The organism is Blautia sp. An249 (assembly GCF_002159835.1).
Taxonomy (GTDB): Bacteria; Bacillota; Clostridia; order Lachnospirales; family Lachnospiraceae; genus Blautia_A; species Blautia_A avistercoris.
Map to the genome: position 1 here is coordinate 116,963 of NZ_NFJL01000010.1, position 15,015 is coordinate 131,977.

The 15,015-nt window shown below is 38.9% G+C and carries 17 protein-coding genes; 13 read left to right on the forward strand and 4 right to left on the reverse strand.

Annotated elements, in window-relative coordinates; all coding sequences use genetic code 11:
- The first annotated feature begins 111 nt into the window (after positions 1-111).
- The 5 genes from B5F53_RS10955 (at position 112) to B5F53_RS20845 (ending at position 3,507) form a co-directional block, all read left to right on the forward strand.
- Positions 112-624 carry a hypothetical protein gene (locus tag B5F53_RS10955; protein WP_087223307.1) on the forward strand — a complete coding sequence of 171 codons (513 nt, stop codon included), beginning with the start codon at positions 112-114 and terminating at the stop codon, positions 622-624.
- A 12-nt stretch (positions 625-636) separates the two neighbouring features.
- Entirely contained in the window at positions 637-1,002 is a 366-nt protein-coding gene (locus tag B5F53_RS10960) for a hypothetical protein (RefSeq protein WP_087223309.1), read from the forward strand.
- The gene (locus tag B5F53_RS10965; protein ID WP_087223311.1) at positions 995-1,375 is read left to right on the forward strand and encodes a hypothetical protein; all 381 of its coding nucleotides are present in this window, start codon (positions 995-997) and stop codon (positions 1,373-1,375) included. The genes B5F53_RS10960 and B5F53_RS10965 overlap by 8 nt, the downstream gene beginning before the upstream one ends.
- Entirely contained in the window at positions 1,372-3,150 is a 1,779-nt protein-coding gene (locus B5F53_RS10970) for a glucosaminidase domain-containing protein (protein WP_242970299.1), read from the forward strand. The genes B5F53_RS10965 and B5F53_RS10970 overlap by 4 nt, the downstream gene beginning before the upstream one ends.
- A gap of 105 nt (positions 3,151-3,255) precedes the next feature.
- Entirely contained in the window at positions 3,256-3,507 is a 252-nt protein-coding gene (locus B5F53_RS20845; protein WP_087223313.1) for a helix-turn-helix domain-containing protein, read from the forward strand.
- A gap of 43 nt (positions 3,508-3,550) precedes the next feature.
- Here the strand turns inward: B5F53_RS20845 and B5F53_RS10980 are convergent, their stop codons facing one another.
- Complete coding sequence (locus B5F53_RS10980) at positions 3,551-4,006, reverse strand: gamma-glutamylcyclotransferase family protein (RefSeq protein WP_087223315.1); 456 nt, start codon at positions 4,004-4,006, stop codon at positions 3,551-3,553.
- 20 nt (positions 4,007-4,026) lie between these two features.
- Complete coding sequence (locus B5F53_RS10985; RefSeq protein ID WP_087223317.1) at positions 4,027-4,953, reverse strand: amidoligase family protein; 927 nt, start codon at positions 4,951-4,953, stop codon at positions 4,027-4,029.
- A gap of 188 nt (positions 4,954-5,141) precedes the next feature.
- Between B5F53_RS10985 and B5F53_RS10990 the strand changes: the two genes are divergently transcribed.
- The 8 genes from B5F53_RS10990 (at position 5,142) to tnpB (ending at position 13,392) form a co-directional block, all read left to right on the forward strand.
- A complete protein-coding gene (locus B5F53_RS10990) occupies positions 5,142-5,354 on the forward strand; it encodes a helix-turn-helix domain-containing protein (protein WP_087223319.1) in 213 nt (70 codons plus the stop codon).
- Between the two features lie 591 nt (positions 5,355-5,945).
- Positions 5,946-6,719: a UPF0236 family transposase-like protein gene (locus B5F53_RS20340; protein WP_242970300.1), complete on the forward strand. Its 774-nt coding sequence runs from the start codon at positions 5,946-5,948 to the stop codon at positions 6,717-6,719.
- Positions 6,685-6,936, forward strand: a complete 252-nt coding sequence (locus B5F53_RS20345; RefSeq protein ID WP_242970301.1) for a UPF0236 family transposase-like protein — start codon at positions 6,685-6,687, stop codon at positions 6,934-6,936. Before B5F53_RS20340 ends, B5F53_RS20345 begins: the two co-directional genes overlap by 35 nt.
- A gap of 652 nt (positions 6,937-7,588) precedes the next feature.
- Positions 7,589-9,019, forward strand: a complete 1,431-nt coding sequence (locus tag B5F53_RS11000; RefSeq protein WP_087223321.1) for a radical SAM protein — start codon at positions 7,589-7,591, stop codon at positions 9,017-9,019.
- Positions 9,020-9,093: 74 nt separating this feature from the next.
- Entirely contained in the window at positions 9,094-11,433 is a 2,340-nt protein-coding gene (locus B5F53_RS11005; protein WP_087223323.1) for an ATP-binding cassette domain-containing protein, read from the forward strand.
- Positions 11,434-11,495: 62 nt separating this feature from the next.
- Positions 11,496-12,575: a radical SAM/SPASM domain-containing protein gene (locus B5F53_RS11010; RefSeq protein WP_087223325.1), complete on the forward strand. Its 1,080-nt coding sequence runs from the start codon at positions 11,496-11,498 to the stop codon at positions 12,573-12,575.
- Positions 12,576-12,731: 156 nt separating this feature from the next.
- Positions 12,732-13,061 (forward strand): IS66 family insertion sequence element accessory protein TnpA, encoded by a 330-nt coding sequence (gene tnpA, locus B5F53_RS11015; RefSeq protein WP_087223327.1) that lies wholly within the window; start codon positions 12,732-12,734, stop codon positions 13,059-13,061.
- Positions 13,051-13,392, forward strand: a complete 342-nt coding sequence (tnpB, locus tag B5F53_RS11020; protein ID WP_087223329.1) for an IS66 family insertion sequence element accessory protein TnpB — start codon at positions 13,051-13,053, stop codon at positions 13,390-13,392. The genes tnpA and tnpB overlap by 11 nt, the downstream gene beginning before the upstream one ends.
- A 184-nt stretch (positions 13,393-13,576) precedes the next feature.
- Here the strand turns inward: tnpB and B5F53_RS11025 are convergent, their stop codons facing one another.
- Positions 13,577-14,416, reverse strand: a complete 840-nt coding sequence (locus B5F53_RS11025; protein ID WP_162610583.1) for a transposase — start codon at positions 14,414-14,416, stop codon at positions 13,577-13,579.
- The coding region (locus B5F53_RS11030) for a transposase (RefSeq protein ID WP_087223346.1) at positions 14,379-15,015 on the reverse strand (637 nt) is incomplete at its 5' end. The genes B5F53_RS11030 and B5F53_RS11025, both read right to left, overlap by 38 nt.

A 15,015-nucleotide genomic window follows, 5' to 3' on the forward strand; every position in this document is an offset into this window, starting at 1 on the left:
GGGAAACCGGTCTTTTTTTTGTTGGAAAGAGGTGCGAACTATGAACCCAATAAGAGCAGAACCGAGCAAAATATCAACCGGAACATGCAAACCCTGACAGGAGAAAGAGTGATGATAGAACATTTTATACAGTCTTTCGGGGATATCACTGTTGGACAGGCAGTAATTGTCATTTCGGCAATTGTTTTTCTGGTGATGGTATACAAAAAAGTAACATCTTATATATCGAAAAAGGCACTTGATGAAAAGGAAAAAAATGACCGGATCCAGGAGGTTATTGATCAGGCAAAGCAGTATCCGGTATGGCATCAGCAGAGCGTCGATATACAGGAAAAATTCAATACGATGTTCAGCAACCTGGATAAAAAGATTGACAAATTGCAATGCTCATCCGACCAAGGTATGGCTTATACATGGCGGTATAGGATCTTGCGGTTTAACGACGAGATCTTGCACGGCCAAAAGCACAGCAAAGAGCATTTTGATCAGATCCTCGAGGATGTCCAGAACTATGAGAATTATTGCATAGAAAACCCGAAATTCCCGAACAATAAGGCGGTTTTCGCCATTCGTAACATTAAGAACGTGTACCAAAAATGCACGGATGAAGGATCTTTTCTATAAGGAGGAATAAGTATGAAGTTATTAGAAATTTTAAAACAGGTTCCAGTACCGGTATTGCTGATTGTGCTTGCGCTCCTTCTGATCGTAACAATCGTGATTGCGGTTCAGTACATCCGCCAGAAAGGGCTTGATGGGATCAGAGCTGACGTGTATCAGCTGATTCTCACGGCCGAGCATATGTACAATGAATCAGGCGCCGGGAAACAGAAATTTGAATGGGTGATCCAGCAGGCAAGAGGTCTTTTGCCGAAATGGTTGCAGGCGATCGTGACCACGGAATTATTAAGAAATACAATCCAGAAATGGTTTGTTGGAGTAAAAGACCTTCTTGACGATGGAAAAGTAAATGGATCCCAGGGAGAGGATCAGGATGAATAAAAGAAAGGGCCCGGCAGAACACCGGGCCCTTAAAATTCCCCCTAAAAGCGCCCGCTTCAAAGTTCTTCTTGCGCTGTTTATAGCGCTGGTAGTTTTTGCTTCGGCATTCGTGATTTATGCAGGAACGAAAAGTTATACAGAAGAACAGGAGGAAAACGATTTTGAACCGGAGCCGTTGGAGATCAGCGAGACTGATCCGTGCGACTACGGGATGGTAAGCGTTTACGATGGAGACGTGCTCATATATCAGTACCTTGGAGAAATTTACATATACAACGATGGAACGAACGGGAAAACCATTGATGTAAGAATTGTATATCCAGATGATACATGGCCATGCTCCTGTAATGAAGAAATGGATGGGAAAGAATGAACGAGAAAGAATTCATTGAAATGATAGGGCCTATGGCTATGTCAGATATGCAGCAAAGCGGAATTCTCGCTTCCATTACAACGGCTCAGGCATGTCTTGAATCTGGATATGGAAGCACAGAGCTTGCTGTCAATGCAAATAATCTGTTCGGCATGAAATGCTCCCTGTCCGGGAATACATGGGATTCCGTATGGGATGGAGTGAGCAAATATACAAAACAGACTAAAGAGCAGGATAAGAACGGGAATGAGTACACTGTAACAGCGGATTTCCGGAAATATCCGGATATTCTCACAAGTATCAAAGATCATTCGTGCTATCTGAATGGTGCAATGAACGGAAGCAGAAAACGATACGAAGGGCTTTCCGGTGAAAAAGATTACCGGAAGGCGGCAGAACTGATCAAGGCCGGGGGATATGCCACAGACGTTGCGTATGTGGACAAACTTTGCAGCCTGATCGAAAGATGGAATTTAATTCAGTATGACAAGGAGGACACAGGTATGAGTAATAGTAGTTTGGTGAATTGCGTGGTGAAGAGTCCGAACCATAGTGGAGCAAGGACGCATTCAATCGATAGAATTACGCCGCACTGTGTAGTTGGGCAGCTTTCGGCAGAAGGGATTGGATCGTGCTTTCCTGCAGGGAGAGGCGCATCCTGCAATTATGGTATTGGAAAAGATGGAAGGGTTGTTCTGGTAGTGGATGAGTGCAACAGAAGCTGGTGTTCTTCCAGTAACCCAAATGACCAGAGAGCGGTGACTATCGAGTGTGCCAGCGATATGTCGGAACCGTATGCCATGACAAATGCGGTGTATGAGAAGCTGATTGCACTGTGTGTTGATATCTGCCGGAGAAACGGAAAGACAAAGCTGATCTGGTTCGGAGACAAGAATAAGACACTGAATTATAGTCCGAAGTCAAATGAGATGGTGCTGACGGTACATAGGTGGTTCGCAAATAAGAGCTGCCCTGGAGATTGGCTGTATTCCAGACTTGGAGATGTGGCGAACCGTGTAACCGCACAGCTCAGTGGGAGTTCCGGAGGAGGAACAGCCAGTGGCGGAAACACAGGAGGCGGGAGTGCAGGAAATTACAAGACCGGACTCTACAAAGTCAATGTCGGGGATCTCAACATCCGAAAAGGACCAGGAACAAACTACGGAACCAACGGAGTTATTACTGACAAGGGAACTTACACAATTACTGAAATTCAGAACGGTTCATGGGGTAAACTCAAATCTGGAGCTGGTTGGATTAACGTCAGCACGGCCTATTGCTCCTATGTGGGAGCCGCATCAGGGGGAACAAGTTCTTCTGGCGGCGGCTCTGCTTCTGGCACTGCTTATAAGACCGGAACGTACAAGGTCAATGTGTCGGAACTCAATATTCGGAAAGGCCCTGGAACTAATTACGGCACGAATGGTTCCATCAAAGACAAAGGCGTGTACACGATCACGGAGATTCAGAACGGTTCATGGGGCAAACTGAAGTCCGGAGCAGGATGGATCAATGTTGATAAGGCATACTGCACCTACAAAGGAGCGGCGGCATCCTCCGGTGGCGGTTCTTCCTCCACCGGAAGCTTCAAGGTACAGGTCAGCATTTCGGATCTTTATATCAGGAAAGGACCGGGAACGAACTACGAGAAGAACGGATTCTGTCCGAAAGGCGTTTACACCATCGTCGAGACAAAAAGTGCTGGAGGATATACATGGGGTCGCCTGAAGAGCGGCGCCGGATGGATTGCATTGGAATATGCAAAAAGAGTATAAATCATTTTCTCGCCAAAATTCCAATAACCTAATTTGATATAATCTATCATTTTCCACTATGAACTACCATTATATGGTAATTTATAGCGGAAGGAGCAATGGCGAATGATAAAGATTTTACTGTCGAAAAAGCTTGGCGAGTTGCGGCTGACGCAGGCAGATCTTGCTCGAGCTACCGGCATACGTCCGAATACGATCAATGAGTTGTACCACGAACTTGCGGACAGGGTGAACTTGGAGCATTTAGATCTGATATGCGAAGCACTTGACTGTGAGTTAGACGAATTGATCGTGCGGATACCGAACAGGGAATCTAACATTACTCACACGAGGCGTGGAAATCAAAAAAACGCTTGAAAAGTGCCGCTGCAACGGCGCTAAGGAATGAGAAAGAGAGGGGTTATTCCCTCTCTTTTCCCGTTTCTTGTTGGCTTTGAAGAATAGACCTGATCAGATAGCTTTCATCAAGCCCGAAATCAGCATATCCACGCAATATAGTACGAAGATACTGTTTTGATGGTGTTCCCGGAGAAGCATCGGATCGCATAATATATACCATCGCCTTAACCCTTGAACCATCTCCGAGGTGGACAAATATATTTTTCTTCTGATAAAAGATCGGATACCCCTCATATCTATCAAGGAACCTTTCGTCATGTTTGGTAATTTCCCATAATCCAACGGGAACACGGCATCCTTTTTTGTAACGTATAGATGCGTACGCCCCGGTCTTGCTCCCGCGATATATTAATTGCCAGTTATCCAGATATCCGGATTGGACCGGACGTGCAGAAGGACATCTATATTTCATTTGCTCCTTATCTAAATTACTACCATATGCCACATATAATTTCATGATAATCTCCCTTCTATGAATCATGCAGCTACAACGACCGCTGCGTTTTCTTTGAGTCTCTTCATTAAATGATATCTGCAGGTCTTAAATTCATCCCCGTATAATCCGAGCCTGTTTGTTAATATATGATACATCAGCGTTGGTTTTTTTCTGGATGAGTATCCGGAAGCGCTTTTAAAAATGGTGCGTCCTTTGGACTCGATGGACCATGCTGACAGTGCCAGACAAAACTGCACATACGCCTTTATTCTTCCTGCATGCAACGTACTATTGAACAGCCTGAATTCGACCGTGCCTTTGGAGAAAAAACTGTGGAGGTTAAGAGCGTGATATCTTGTCTGATTGTAATGCTCGTGATTGACGCCGCCATAGTAATCATCATTCGAATCACTATACCAAATTTTCTCGATATCATTTTTACTGGGATCTCTTTGGCTTTTCATGGCGGTATTCAGTTCTTGGCATATTGGCTTGCACCAACTGTATTTTCTATCTTCAACCCCCAAAGCTTCATATATTATATCCTGCCTTGAATACATGAAACTTACCATACGTCTCAGGGAATCTGCTGTATGGTTTGCTCCGTCAATATGGATATGGATTCCGCAGCTACTATGAGGAACGCCTCCGATTTCTTTGAATTTCCTTATTATAGCCTGTAAAATTTCAAGATCTGAATAATGTAGCGGCGGGGTAACAAACTCCACTCTGTATTCGTCCATGGCCTCGTGTCCGGATTTCCGGATCGGCGAGATAGACGAATCTCTCATAACCTTCCATTTCCTTCCGAGATCATCCCTTATTATCCTCGTATAATACGCATCACTCCGAGGGCCGGAAATAGATCCGCCGACAACGCTTTGCACCGCTTTTGCCGCCATGGATCGTGTGATTCCGGTAAATTCAACCTCAACACCAAATTTCTGATTTCTTAAAAGTTCTGACATGATTTTCCTCCTTTTCATTCGCCGTCTACGAATGTATGTTCTTGCTTTTGTGGTTGTATATTAACATATGTACACGGTACGTCAATAGGAAAAATGCAAAAAGTTAGAAAAATTATCTAACATAGTAGATATAATATTGACAATAGTAAACGGATGGTGTATTGTGATAGATGCAAAGGAGGGATTTTATGATTTCGTACAAACCATTGTGGAAAACTCTTATCGAAAAAGGTATAAATAAAACGGAATTACGGAATATGGTCGGTTTCAGCAGCGGTACTCTGGCGAGAATGGGGAAAGACCAGTATATTGAGATGAAGCATATCGATAAGATATGCCAGGTTCTGAATTGCAAGATATCGGATGTGATCGAGGTTGACAGTAGCCCCAAAATAGAATAGTGTATGAATACAGGAAGATATGTTGGTCGCCTCTGAGAAAAAAGATATTTGACCGTGATGTTATTATGATGTTAATATTGGAACGAAATAAAAGTAATAGAAGAAATAAGAGGAAAATAACTTATAAATTCGTAGTGCAGAGATAAGAAATTACAGAAAATACTCTGCTAAATCTTGAGTTTGAGTGATGAAATGACTTTTGAAAACTTAGTGTTTATGCGGGTTACAAGCAAATTTGTTTAATTGCTGGCAACGATTTGGCAACATTTTGGGTATCACTCATTAGATAATAGAATACTTCAATAATAGAAAAACCTTACTGATTTTCGGAAATGAAGCTGAAAGTCGGTAAGGTTTTTTGCGTTTATAATGAGACAGAGATTATTCGGAGTCTCTCCGTGCTCTAATCTGGCAGCCTGTTCCTGCCATGCGTGGAACATCGTGTCAGTGCGGATGTAGTCAGCAGTACCTGCGGGCAGAACATCAGCTATGGAGGTGTCTGGAATCTGCTCCAACAGCTGGGGGAGAGGATCATTTTGCCAGGATGGGATAAAAAATTTAGAAAAAGTTATGGTGGATTATTCTACTGACATGACAAAGATAGTAGAGATGGTACAGGGAGTGACAAAAAGTGTGGTTGACCTGGGTCTCTCCATGATCGCGAAGGAATGGGAAAACTATGACAAACTGCTACGCACCAGAAAAGAATTGCGTTCCGGATGGTATATCGTGAGGCGGGATGAAAGCACCCTGCTGACCAGCCTTGGAAGTGTGACCTACCATAAAACCTTATTTCAGAATCAATCCACCGGTGAGTATGAATATCTCCTTAACCGTATCATGGGGATAGAAAAACATACCCGGATGACGGAAAACGCAGAAGCAAAGCTGCTGGAAGAGGCCGTGCAGACCAGCTACCGCAAAGGTGGAGAACAGGTATGCATTACGGAAGAGGCAGTGAGCAAAGAAACCGTCATGAATAAGATCCATACGCTCCGTTTTCCAAAGACAGGATCGCCGTCCCCAAAGAAAGCCCTGAAATACCTTTACATTGACGCAGATGAAGACCATGTATCCCTGCAGTATATTAATGAAAAGGGCGATATTAAAAAACCCCGGAGGCACACTATCATGCCGAAACTCATTTATGTGTATGAGGGGATCACCTGTGAAAATGGGCGCAATGAGTTGCTCAACAAAAAGCATTTCGGTAGGGTGTATGAGGGTGGGAAAGCCATCGAGCAGCTATGGAAGGAAGTATCCGAATACATTGAGGCCTCCTATGATACAGAAGAACTGAAAAAAATCTATATCAATGGGGATGGGTGTCATGATCAAGAGCGGCCAGAGAATCCTAAAATATGAGGTAGAAGAAATCTTTGAAAAGATACTTGCCGTAACGGAAGAGGAACCCAAAAGGAAGACGGTAGAAGCGGCAAAGGAGTATATATTGGGAAACTGGGCGGGGATCACGCAATGGGTGAGAGATAAAAATAAAGAAGTCAGGTGCAGCGCAGAAGGGCACATCAGCCATGTGTTTGCAGACCGGATGAGTTCCAGACCATTAGGGTGGAGCAGATAAAATGTCGCGGCTCCGGATCTATGATAAAAGTATGCTGGAATTGGTACGTTTTCAAAGAGAGGAGATGCCGATGGCGGCGGGGTGTGAAGAAGTGATATACAGCAGCAGCTAGATGTTTTCAGCGGAAAGAAACAGGAGACATTGGGAAGAATGGCGGATATGCCAGTATACAGCATCCCTAACCGCAGATAAAGAAGATAACGGCATTGAAGAATCACATCTGGGGATTGTAAAAATGTGGGAATCTGATATAGTAAAGACAGGAAACCAAATCTGAAACACATCTTAGGTGTAGTCTGTCTTTTATTTTCCTACAGTAACTTTACGCTATCTTATTATACTAGGAGGCTTGATTTGAAACAATATTTTTGTTAATATATCTGTATAATGTAAGCAGAATTTGAGGCTGTTGGGCTCAGACTCTTATATATTATTAAAAAAGGAGGAAAAGGTATGAAGTATACTAAACCGGTTATTTTAAAATCTGACAAGGTAAATATGGCAAAATGTGGTGACGGACCTTGCGGAAGACCTTGTAGCAAAAATCAGGCCTAAGGTAGATTATATGTAATGAGGTGTCATGAGGTGCAGGCTCGATTGCCTGCGCCTTTTTCAATATTAAAAATATTTATTTTTATGTAGAGGTAAAAAGGTGTTTTATAAAATCAAGAATAATATTTTGTTTAGACAGTACGAAGGTCATGGATACATTACAGATAATTGTGAGTTTGGATATAGACTTTTAAATGATAATCAGCGTTATCCTGGAGAAAACTTTGTTTCAGAAAGTGGAGCAGTTATGCTTTCCAGGTTGACAAAGAGTCCACGAAATATTGATGAAATTATTTTGGAATTAATGCAGATATTTGTTGATGTAGACTATGATGTTTTAAAAGAAGATACTATGAAGTTTTTTCAATACTTTGTTGATCTGGGATACTTAAGCTCAGGTGAGACTTATCAAATTTGTGAGGAGCAAGAACGAGTACATGAGTCTGATGATATTTCCGAGACAGGGGCAATTGTTAAAGAGGAGAATTGCGAAAAAAGTTGGGTTAGTGAAAATGACTTTTTAAGGAGTATCCATTTCGATATTACAAGCATTTGTAATGAAAGATGTGTTCATTGTTATATTCCACATAAATGTAAAACTAAGGCTATAGAGTCAAAACTATTCTATAGGATCTTGGAAGAAGGCCGAAAGATGAATATTATTCATGTAACTTTATCCGGTGGAGAACCATTGTTACATAAAGATATAATAGGATTTCTTAGAAAATGTAGAGAATTTGATTTATCAGTGAATGTTTTGTCGAATTTGACATTGTTGAACGATAAAATTATTTCGGAAATGAAAAAAAATTCACTTCTTTCAGTTCAAACATCATTATATTCTATGGATCCAGTAATACATGATTCTATTACAAAGTTGAAAGGAAGTTTCGAAAAAACAAAAAATGGTATTTTACAATTACTTTCCGCAGGCATACCGGTACAAATTTCATGTCCTATTATGAAATTAAATAAAGATGCTTTTCGGGATGTTATTATATGGGGGAGAGAATTGAATATTGCTGTTGCAGTTGAACCGGTAATATTTGCTTCATATGATCATACGGGAAGTAACTTATCAAATCGGTTATCTTTAGAAGAACTTGAAGATGCATTGGAGCAAGAGTTTTCGGAAGGCTACGCAAAAATTTTACAGGACGCTGCAAAAGAAAAGGGATCATTTACTGAAGAAAGCCCTATTTGTTCTGTGTGTAGATATAGCTTTTGTGTTTCGGTTGAAGGAAATGTTTTCCCTTGTGCTGGGTGGCAAACAAATATTGTTGGGGATTTGAAGCGGCAAACAGTAGAGGAGATTTGGATAAATTCTAAAAAAATTAAAGAATTACGAAAAATAAAAAGGAAAGAGTTTATTAAATGTGTGTCATGTGAAGATAAAGAATATTGTACAGTATGTATGATGAGAAACGCAAATGAAAATCCAGAGGGAAATGTTTTTTTGATTAATGATTTCAATTGCAAAGTAGCATCCATAGTTCATAGAAAAGTGGAAGAATTTTCTCGTTATAAGTAGTATTACTGTTATATGATTTTAGAGTGTACATCACTACTTGCAAAGTGAGTTGCACAAGAAGGAGTTGTTTAAATATGGAAAAAATAATAATAAAAGACGCTTATGAGCACAACTTAAAACATATCGATATTGAAATACCATTGAATGCTTTTACTTGTGTAACTGGTTGTTCCGGATGTGGAAAATCGTCATTAGTTTTCGATACAATATATGCTGAAAGCCAGAGAGGGTTACTTGAAGGAATGACAGGAAATTTATATGGTCAAAAGTTGATGAATAAACCACGGGTGGGGGCTATTAAAAATCTTCAACCAGCATTGAATATTTCGCAGAATTATTATAATGTTAATCCCCGATCAACCATTGGTACAATAACAGAAATATCTTACTATCTGAGGTCATTATATGCGATTATTAATAGTAGCCGTACACAGAGTATTTCAGAGAGTACATTTTCTTATAACAATCCGAAAACGTTTTGTCCACATTGTTCAGGTCTGGGGATTGAAACTGTTGTATCAGAGGCATTATTAATACCAGATTCAGAGAAGACTTTAAGAGATGGAGGTATTTTGTTTTTTAAAGGATCATCAGATAGTAAAGAGCAAAAATACTTAGAAGCACTATGCGAACAGTATGGAATAAATATAGATAAAAAAGTTTCAGAATTAAGTCAAGATGAATTACATCAGCTTCTTTATGCCGATGACCAGATTAGATACAAATTGTCATATAAAGAGGGAAAACGTAGAAAACAACACTATGTTTATTTAAGAGGTGCAGTTTCGGCAATTCAAGATCGGATTGCTAGTAGTGATATTTCAGAACAATCCGGAGTGTATTCTCGGTATATGGAAGATATACCATGTCATGTTTGTCATGGCGCGAAGTTACGCCAGGATGTTTTAAAGTACAAGGTGGAAGACATGAATTATAGTGAAGTCGAACAAATGGAGTTTATATCGCTACGTTCTTGGCTTCAAGAGATTAATTGTAATTATGCTTCATCTGAAAAAGAAGAACTAGTTTCTCAATTAATTGATGGAATGATTCGTAAAACTGATGCACTAATTAAATTAAATGTTGGATATTTATGTTTGAATAGATCAATTCCGTCCCTTTCTGATGGAGAAAAACAACGGATTAGAATTGCAACACAGCTTACATGTTCTCTGAAAGGATTGCTTTATATTTTGGATGAACCTTGTAAAGGACTACATTATCGTGATATGACGAGTATTATTCAAGCTACAAAAGATTTAATTGAGCGTGGAAATACAGTAATTGCAATTGAACATAATAAGAGGTATATGCAAGAAGCAGATTATACTGTTGAATTAGGTCCTGTTGGAGGCCCGGAAGGTGGATATTTAATTTGTGAGCATGGAAAAACATCAGTTTCTGAAAGCAAAGTGCAATTTAAAGATATTTATAAAACTAAGGAGTACCTTGAATTTTGTAATATTAATTTTAGAAATATAAAATCTCAAACAGTTCGATTTCCTATAGGTGGCATCACTTGTATTACAGGTGTTTCAGGTTCTGGAAAATCAACATTGGCTTCAGTTGTCGTCAATTGCTTTAATAAGAAAAATGCTAATTATTGTGAAACTTTTAAAGGAAGTAATATGATTAAACGTGCTATTCAGGTCAACCAGGCACCAGTAGGAAAAACGCCTAGATCAACAGTTGTATCATATTTGGGAATTTATGATGAAATTCGTGCATTATTTTCAAGGACAGATTTGGCGCGTAAATTAAAGCTAGGTGCTGCTCAATTCAGTATGAATGTTAAAGGGGGGCGTTGTGAGTGCTGTCAGGGAACTGGTTTAAAAAAATTTGAATTGAATTATTTGCCAAGTTCCTACATTACATGCCCTGAATGTGGGGGGAGAAGATTTAATGAAAAAGTGTTGTTGGTAATGTATAAAGGAATGACAATTCAAGACATCTTAGAAACACCTATTTCTGAAATAATTGATTTGTTCAAAGATGCAAAAAAAATATATTCCGTACTAAATAGTATGATTGAACTTGGACTTGGATATATAAAATTGGGTCAGATGTCTATGAATTTATCTGGTGGAGAGGCTCAAAGAATTAAATTAGCAAAAGCTTTGGGAACATCTTCTCATGGTCAAAATTTATACGTTTTGGATGAACCTACATCTGGTTTAAATGATGTTGATGTTGCTAGGTTTATAAAGACACTTTTTTCGTTACAAGAAAAGAGAGATACAATTATCATTATTGAGCATAATATAAAATTTATTGCTGAGGTTGCTGATTATATAATTGATTTTGGCCTGTTTGGAGGAGAAGCGGGCGGAATAGTAGCTGCACAAGGAGTACCCGAGTTTGTATTTTCTCAAGAGACCTCCTCTTTATATAAATTAGATAAAATAGTAATATAGTATATCTTTGAGTTCTATTCAATTAGAATGCAATAGAATGAAAAAGGCTAGGAAGGTGTATTATGGTAAATAAGGATAAATTGAAACAATGTACAGTTGTATTAACTCGTAATTGTAATTTGAGATGTGACTTTTGCTATGCCAAAGATGCAGGTTATAGGGGTGCTGATAGTATTAGATATGAAGATTTAAAGAATATTGTAGATTTCTGTTGTGAAGCGAATATGAAATATATTTTTTTCACAGGTGGTGAGCCGTTAATGTATCCACGTCTTACCGAAATTTTAGAATATATCAAGGATAGAAAAACGTTGGTATCAGCAATAGCGTCTAATGGTGTATTGTTAGAAAATATAGACTTTTGTAAGAGATTGGTTGATAGTGGCCTCGGATATATTGATATATCCATTAAGGGAAGTGATGTTGTAGATTGGAAAAGGACTACTGGTTTTGATGGAGCAACTAAGCAATTGAAAGCAATACGAAATCTAGCTGCTATGTCAATGGACTTTACTTGTTCAATGGTAATAACGCAACATAATGTTATGAATTTTTGTAATGCAGTTCAAAATGCATTCGAAAATGGTGCTAAACAATTTTCATTTACGTTTATTATAGATAATGCTAATTCACGTGAAAAGAATGAAAAATATTTAAAAAAAAACAATCCATTTGCACTGGTGGAAGCGTTTATATCCCAAATGGATCAGTTAAATACTATCACTGATGACTGGTGGATTGAATATAGTTTTCCTAGGTGTATTTACACAGAAGAACAGTTAGATTTATTGAAAGGTAGATTAGCTACTCCATGTCAAATACATATGAAAAATGCAATAACATTTAATCCCAAAATGGAGTTATTGCCGTGTGATATGTATATTGATCAAAAAATGGCCAAATTTGGATCTGACTTTTCCTCATATCAAGAATTTGATAAAGTAGTTAATAATCTAGAATATCTGAAGATTATGAATAAATTACGTGAATGGCCATCTAATAGTTGCAAATCTTGTAAATATAGAGATTTATGCTATGGTGGATGTCCAGTTTTGTGGAAGAATTATTCCTTTGAAGCATTGAAAAAATTTAAAGAGAGTTATTATTTAAAGAAAACAATATTAAATTATGATATACAATAATTTGCAGTCAGGTATTAATCGATTTTGCTTGCATAAAAATAAAATATTACTTATTTGCACTGGGAAAATTATTTTAAGTAAAATAAATGGTGAATAACCCGTCAATTTTCTCCCACCTCCAAAATCTGGGATAATAGTGTGTAAAGTGTAAAAAGTATGTTTTCACACTTTTCGCGCGCAATTATCAAAGAATGTAATGCCAGCGGACAGAAAGTTGCTCTTTATTGTGAACAGCATGGATTATCCAGAGATGCCCACTATTATTGGCTGCGTAAAGTAAAAGAAGCAGCTTTAAAACAAGCTGATTTTGTGGAACTTCCTGCGCTGAAACCAGAACAGCTGCCAGCAAAAGCAGTGGAAAAAGAATCTTCTGCATTTGAAATTCAAATGATTATTAAAATAAAGGAGATCGAGTTCTGTGTGAACGAAAACTCTTCATCAGAACTGGTATCCAGAATGCCGGAAGTCATACGCTATGCTGAATGATGCTTCCGGCTTCCGGCATGTTTACTTATGTTGCGGCTATACGGACCTTCGAAAAGGAATTGATGGATGGATCTCTATTGTTACCGGAACATTTGGCCTGGATCCAACGAAGCAGGATCCATCTTTCTGTTCTGTGGACGGACGCAGAAATGACCGGATGAAGGCCTTATTCTATGATGGCGATGGCTGGCTTCTATGTTATAAAAGATTTACCGATGGTAAACTTCAATGGCCAAGAAGTGTATGCCCATGCAAGGCGAAAATTCGCAGAGATTATAAAAGCTTTGAAGAAGGGCGCACCCCTCACCCCGTGACAGGCGGTTGCTGCTGAAGCGGTCAAACGGATCGATGCCATATATCATCAGGACAACATGTATAAAGGATCATCGGCAAAAGAGAGATTCGATAACAGACAGCGGTCTGTGAAACCTCTTGTGTATGCTTATTTTGCGTGGCTGAATGAGTATTCCGGGCGATTTTACACCCCCGTTCCGGAGATTGGGGTTCTTCCGCAATTATCCGTTTCTCTCTTGTCTCATATAGCGCAGTTTTGCTTCCAGCAACTCTCTGTTACATTTTCCGTACATAGTACGTTTTATCATTTTAAGACTGCTGTTAGTTCCCTCTACAAAACCATTACTATAGTCATAAGTTACCGCATTTTCAACGGCATCCAGATCGTTTTCCAAACCTTTAGAAAAACTTCGTAATCCTTTTATGCTGCTTTTTTTGTACTTTTCAATAAATAAATAGAGAAGTATCACACTCTTTTTCTTGAAAACATTTTGAAACTCTCTAATACATGCATACAGTTCCCATAGGTTTGGAAAGTGACTGTAAATGTAGCATTTATGCAGATCTGTCAGCTTTATATTCATCCACATATGTCTAAATACGCCTTCTCTTGTGATATAATCTGCTGATTTTCCTTTACTTCCTGTCCTGTATTTAAGTGCCTCTGTTTGTGTCCTGATATATGGCTGGAATTCAAAAGCTTTTCCTTCACGCTGCTCTATTTTTACGAGATAATCAAAAGCATTGCTCTTTGAACCGGTGTAACCTTTAGCATATACAGCTTTTACTGTTTTACTTTTTCCGGAATACAGACATTCTAGAATGAAGTCGTGATAAATATCCAGTTTGCTTTGACGTATTCCATACATGCTTAATTCTCTGGGTTCACCTGTTCTGTATTTGGCTATTGTATTCCTTCCCACTCCCATACGACGGGCAATTTCTCTGTAACTACAACCTTCTTTTAATAATTGTTGGATCTGACAGATCATCTTATAACGTTTTTCGGGATAATTTGAGGAGTTATCCACATCCTGTGCAATTTTTTTTATCGGTCTCATGACTTTCTTCTGGTTCATCGTTATGCGGGATCTTTATAGTGGCAGGTAATTCATGATTTAAGGCCTTTTTTATGGCTTCCAGTAAATTTTGATGAAGATGAAAACGGTCTGCCACCTGCATTGCATCCGGCAGTTCTTCTGCTATGACTTTTGCATAAGCACTGGCCCTATCTCTGGTAATTACTTTGATATGTTTATTATTTTTCAACCATTTCCGCAAAGCGCCTCCGTCTCTTCCATCCAGTAGCGTGATAGGATTATGAGTTTCCTCATCTACTATGATAGTTCCATATGTATGACGTTTTTTATAAGCGAAATTATCAATCCCTATTTTATCTCCAGTGAAATCATGTTCCATAGCCTGATATCTTTTCAAAAGAAGACGGATAACCGTATCTCCACTGATCTTTATCCCTAATACCTTACATATCCTGGAACATCCTTCACAGCTGGTTTCTAATGCTAATGAACAAATAAAGTCAGCACAGCGTTCTGTCATCCGGCTATAGTAATTAAGAAAACCATTAAAATTCTCTGCGATTGTACTAGCATTACAATCGGTATTGGTACACTTATATTCATGTGCTTTAATATGTAAC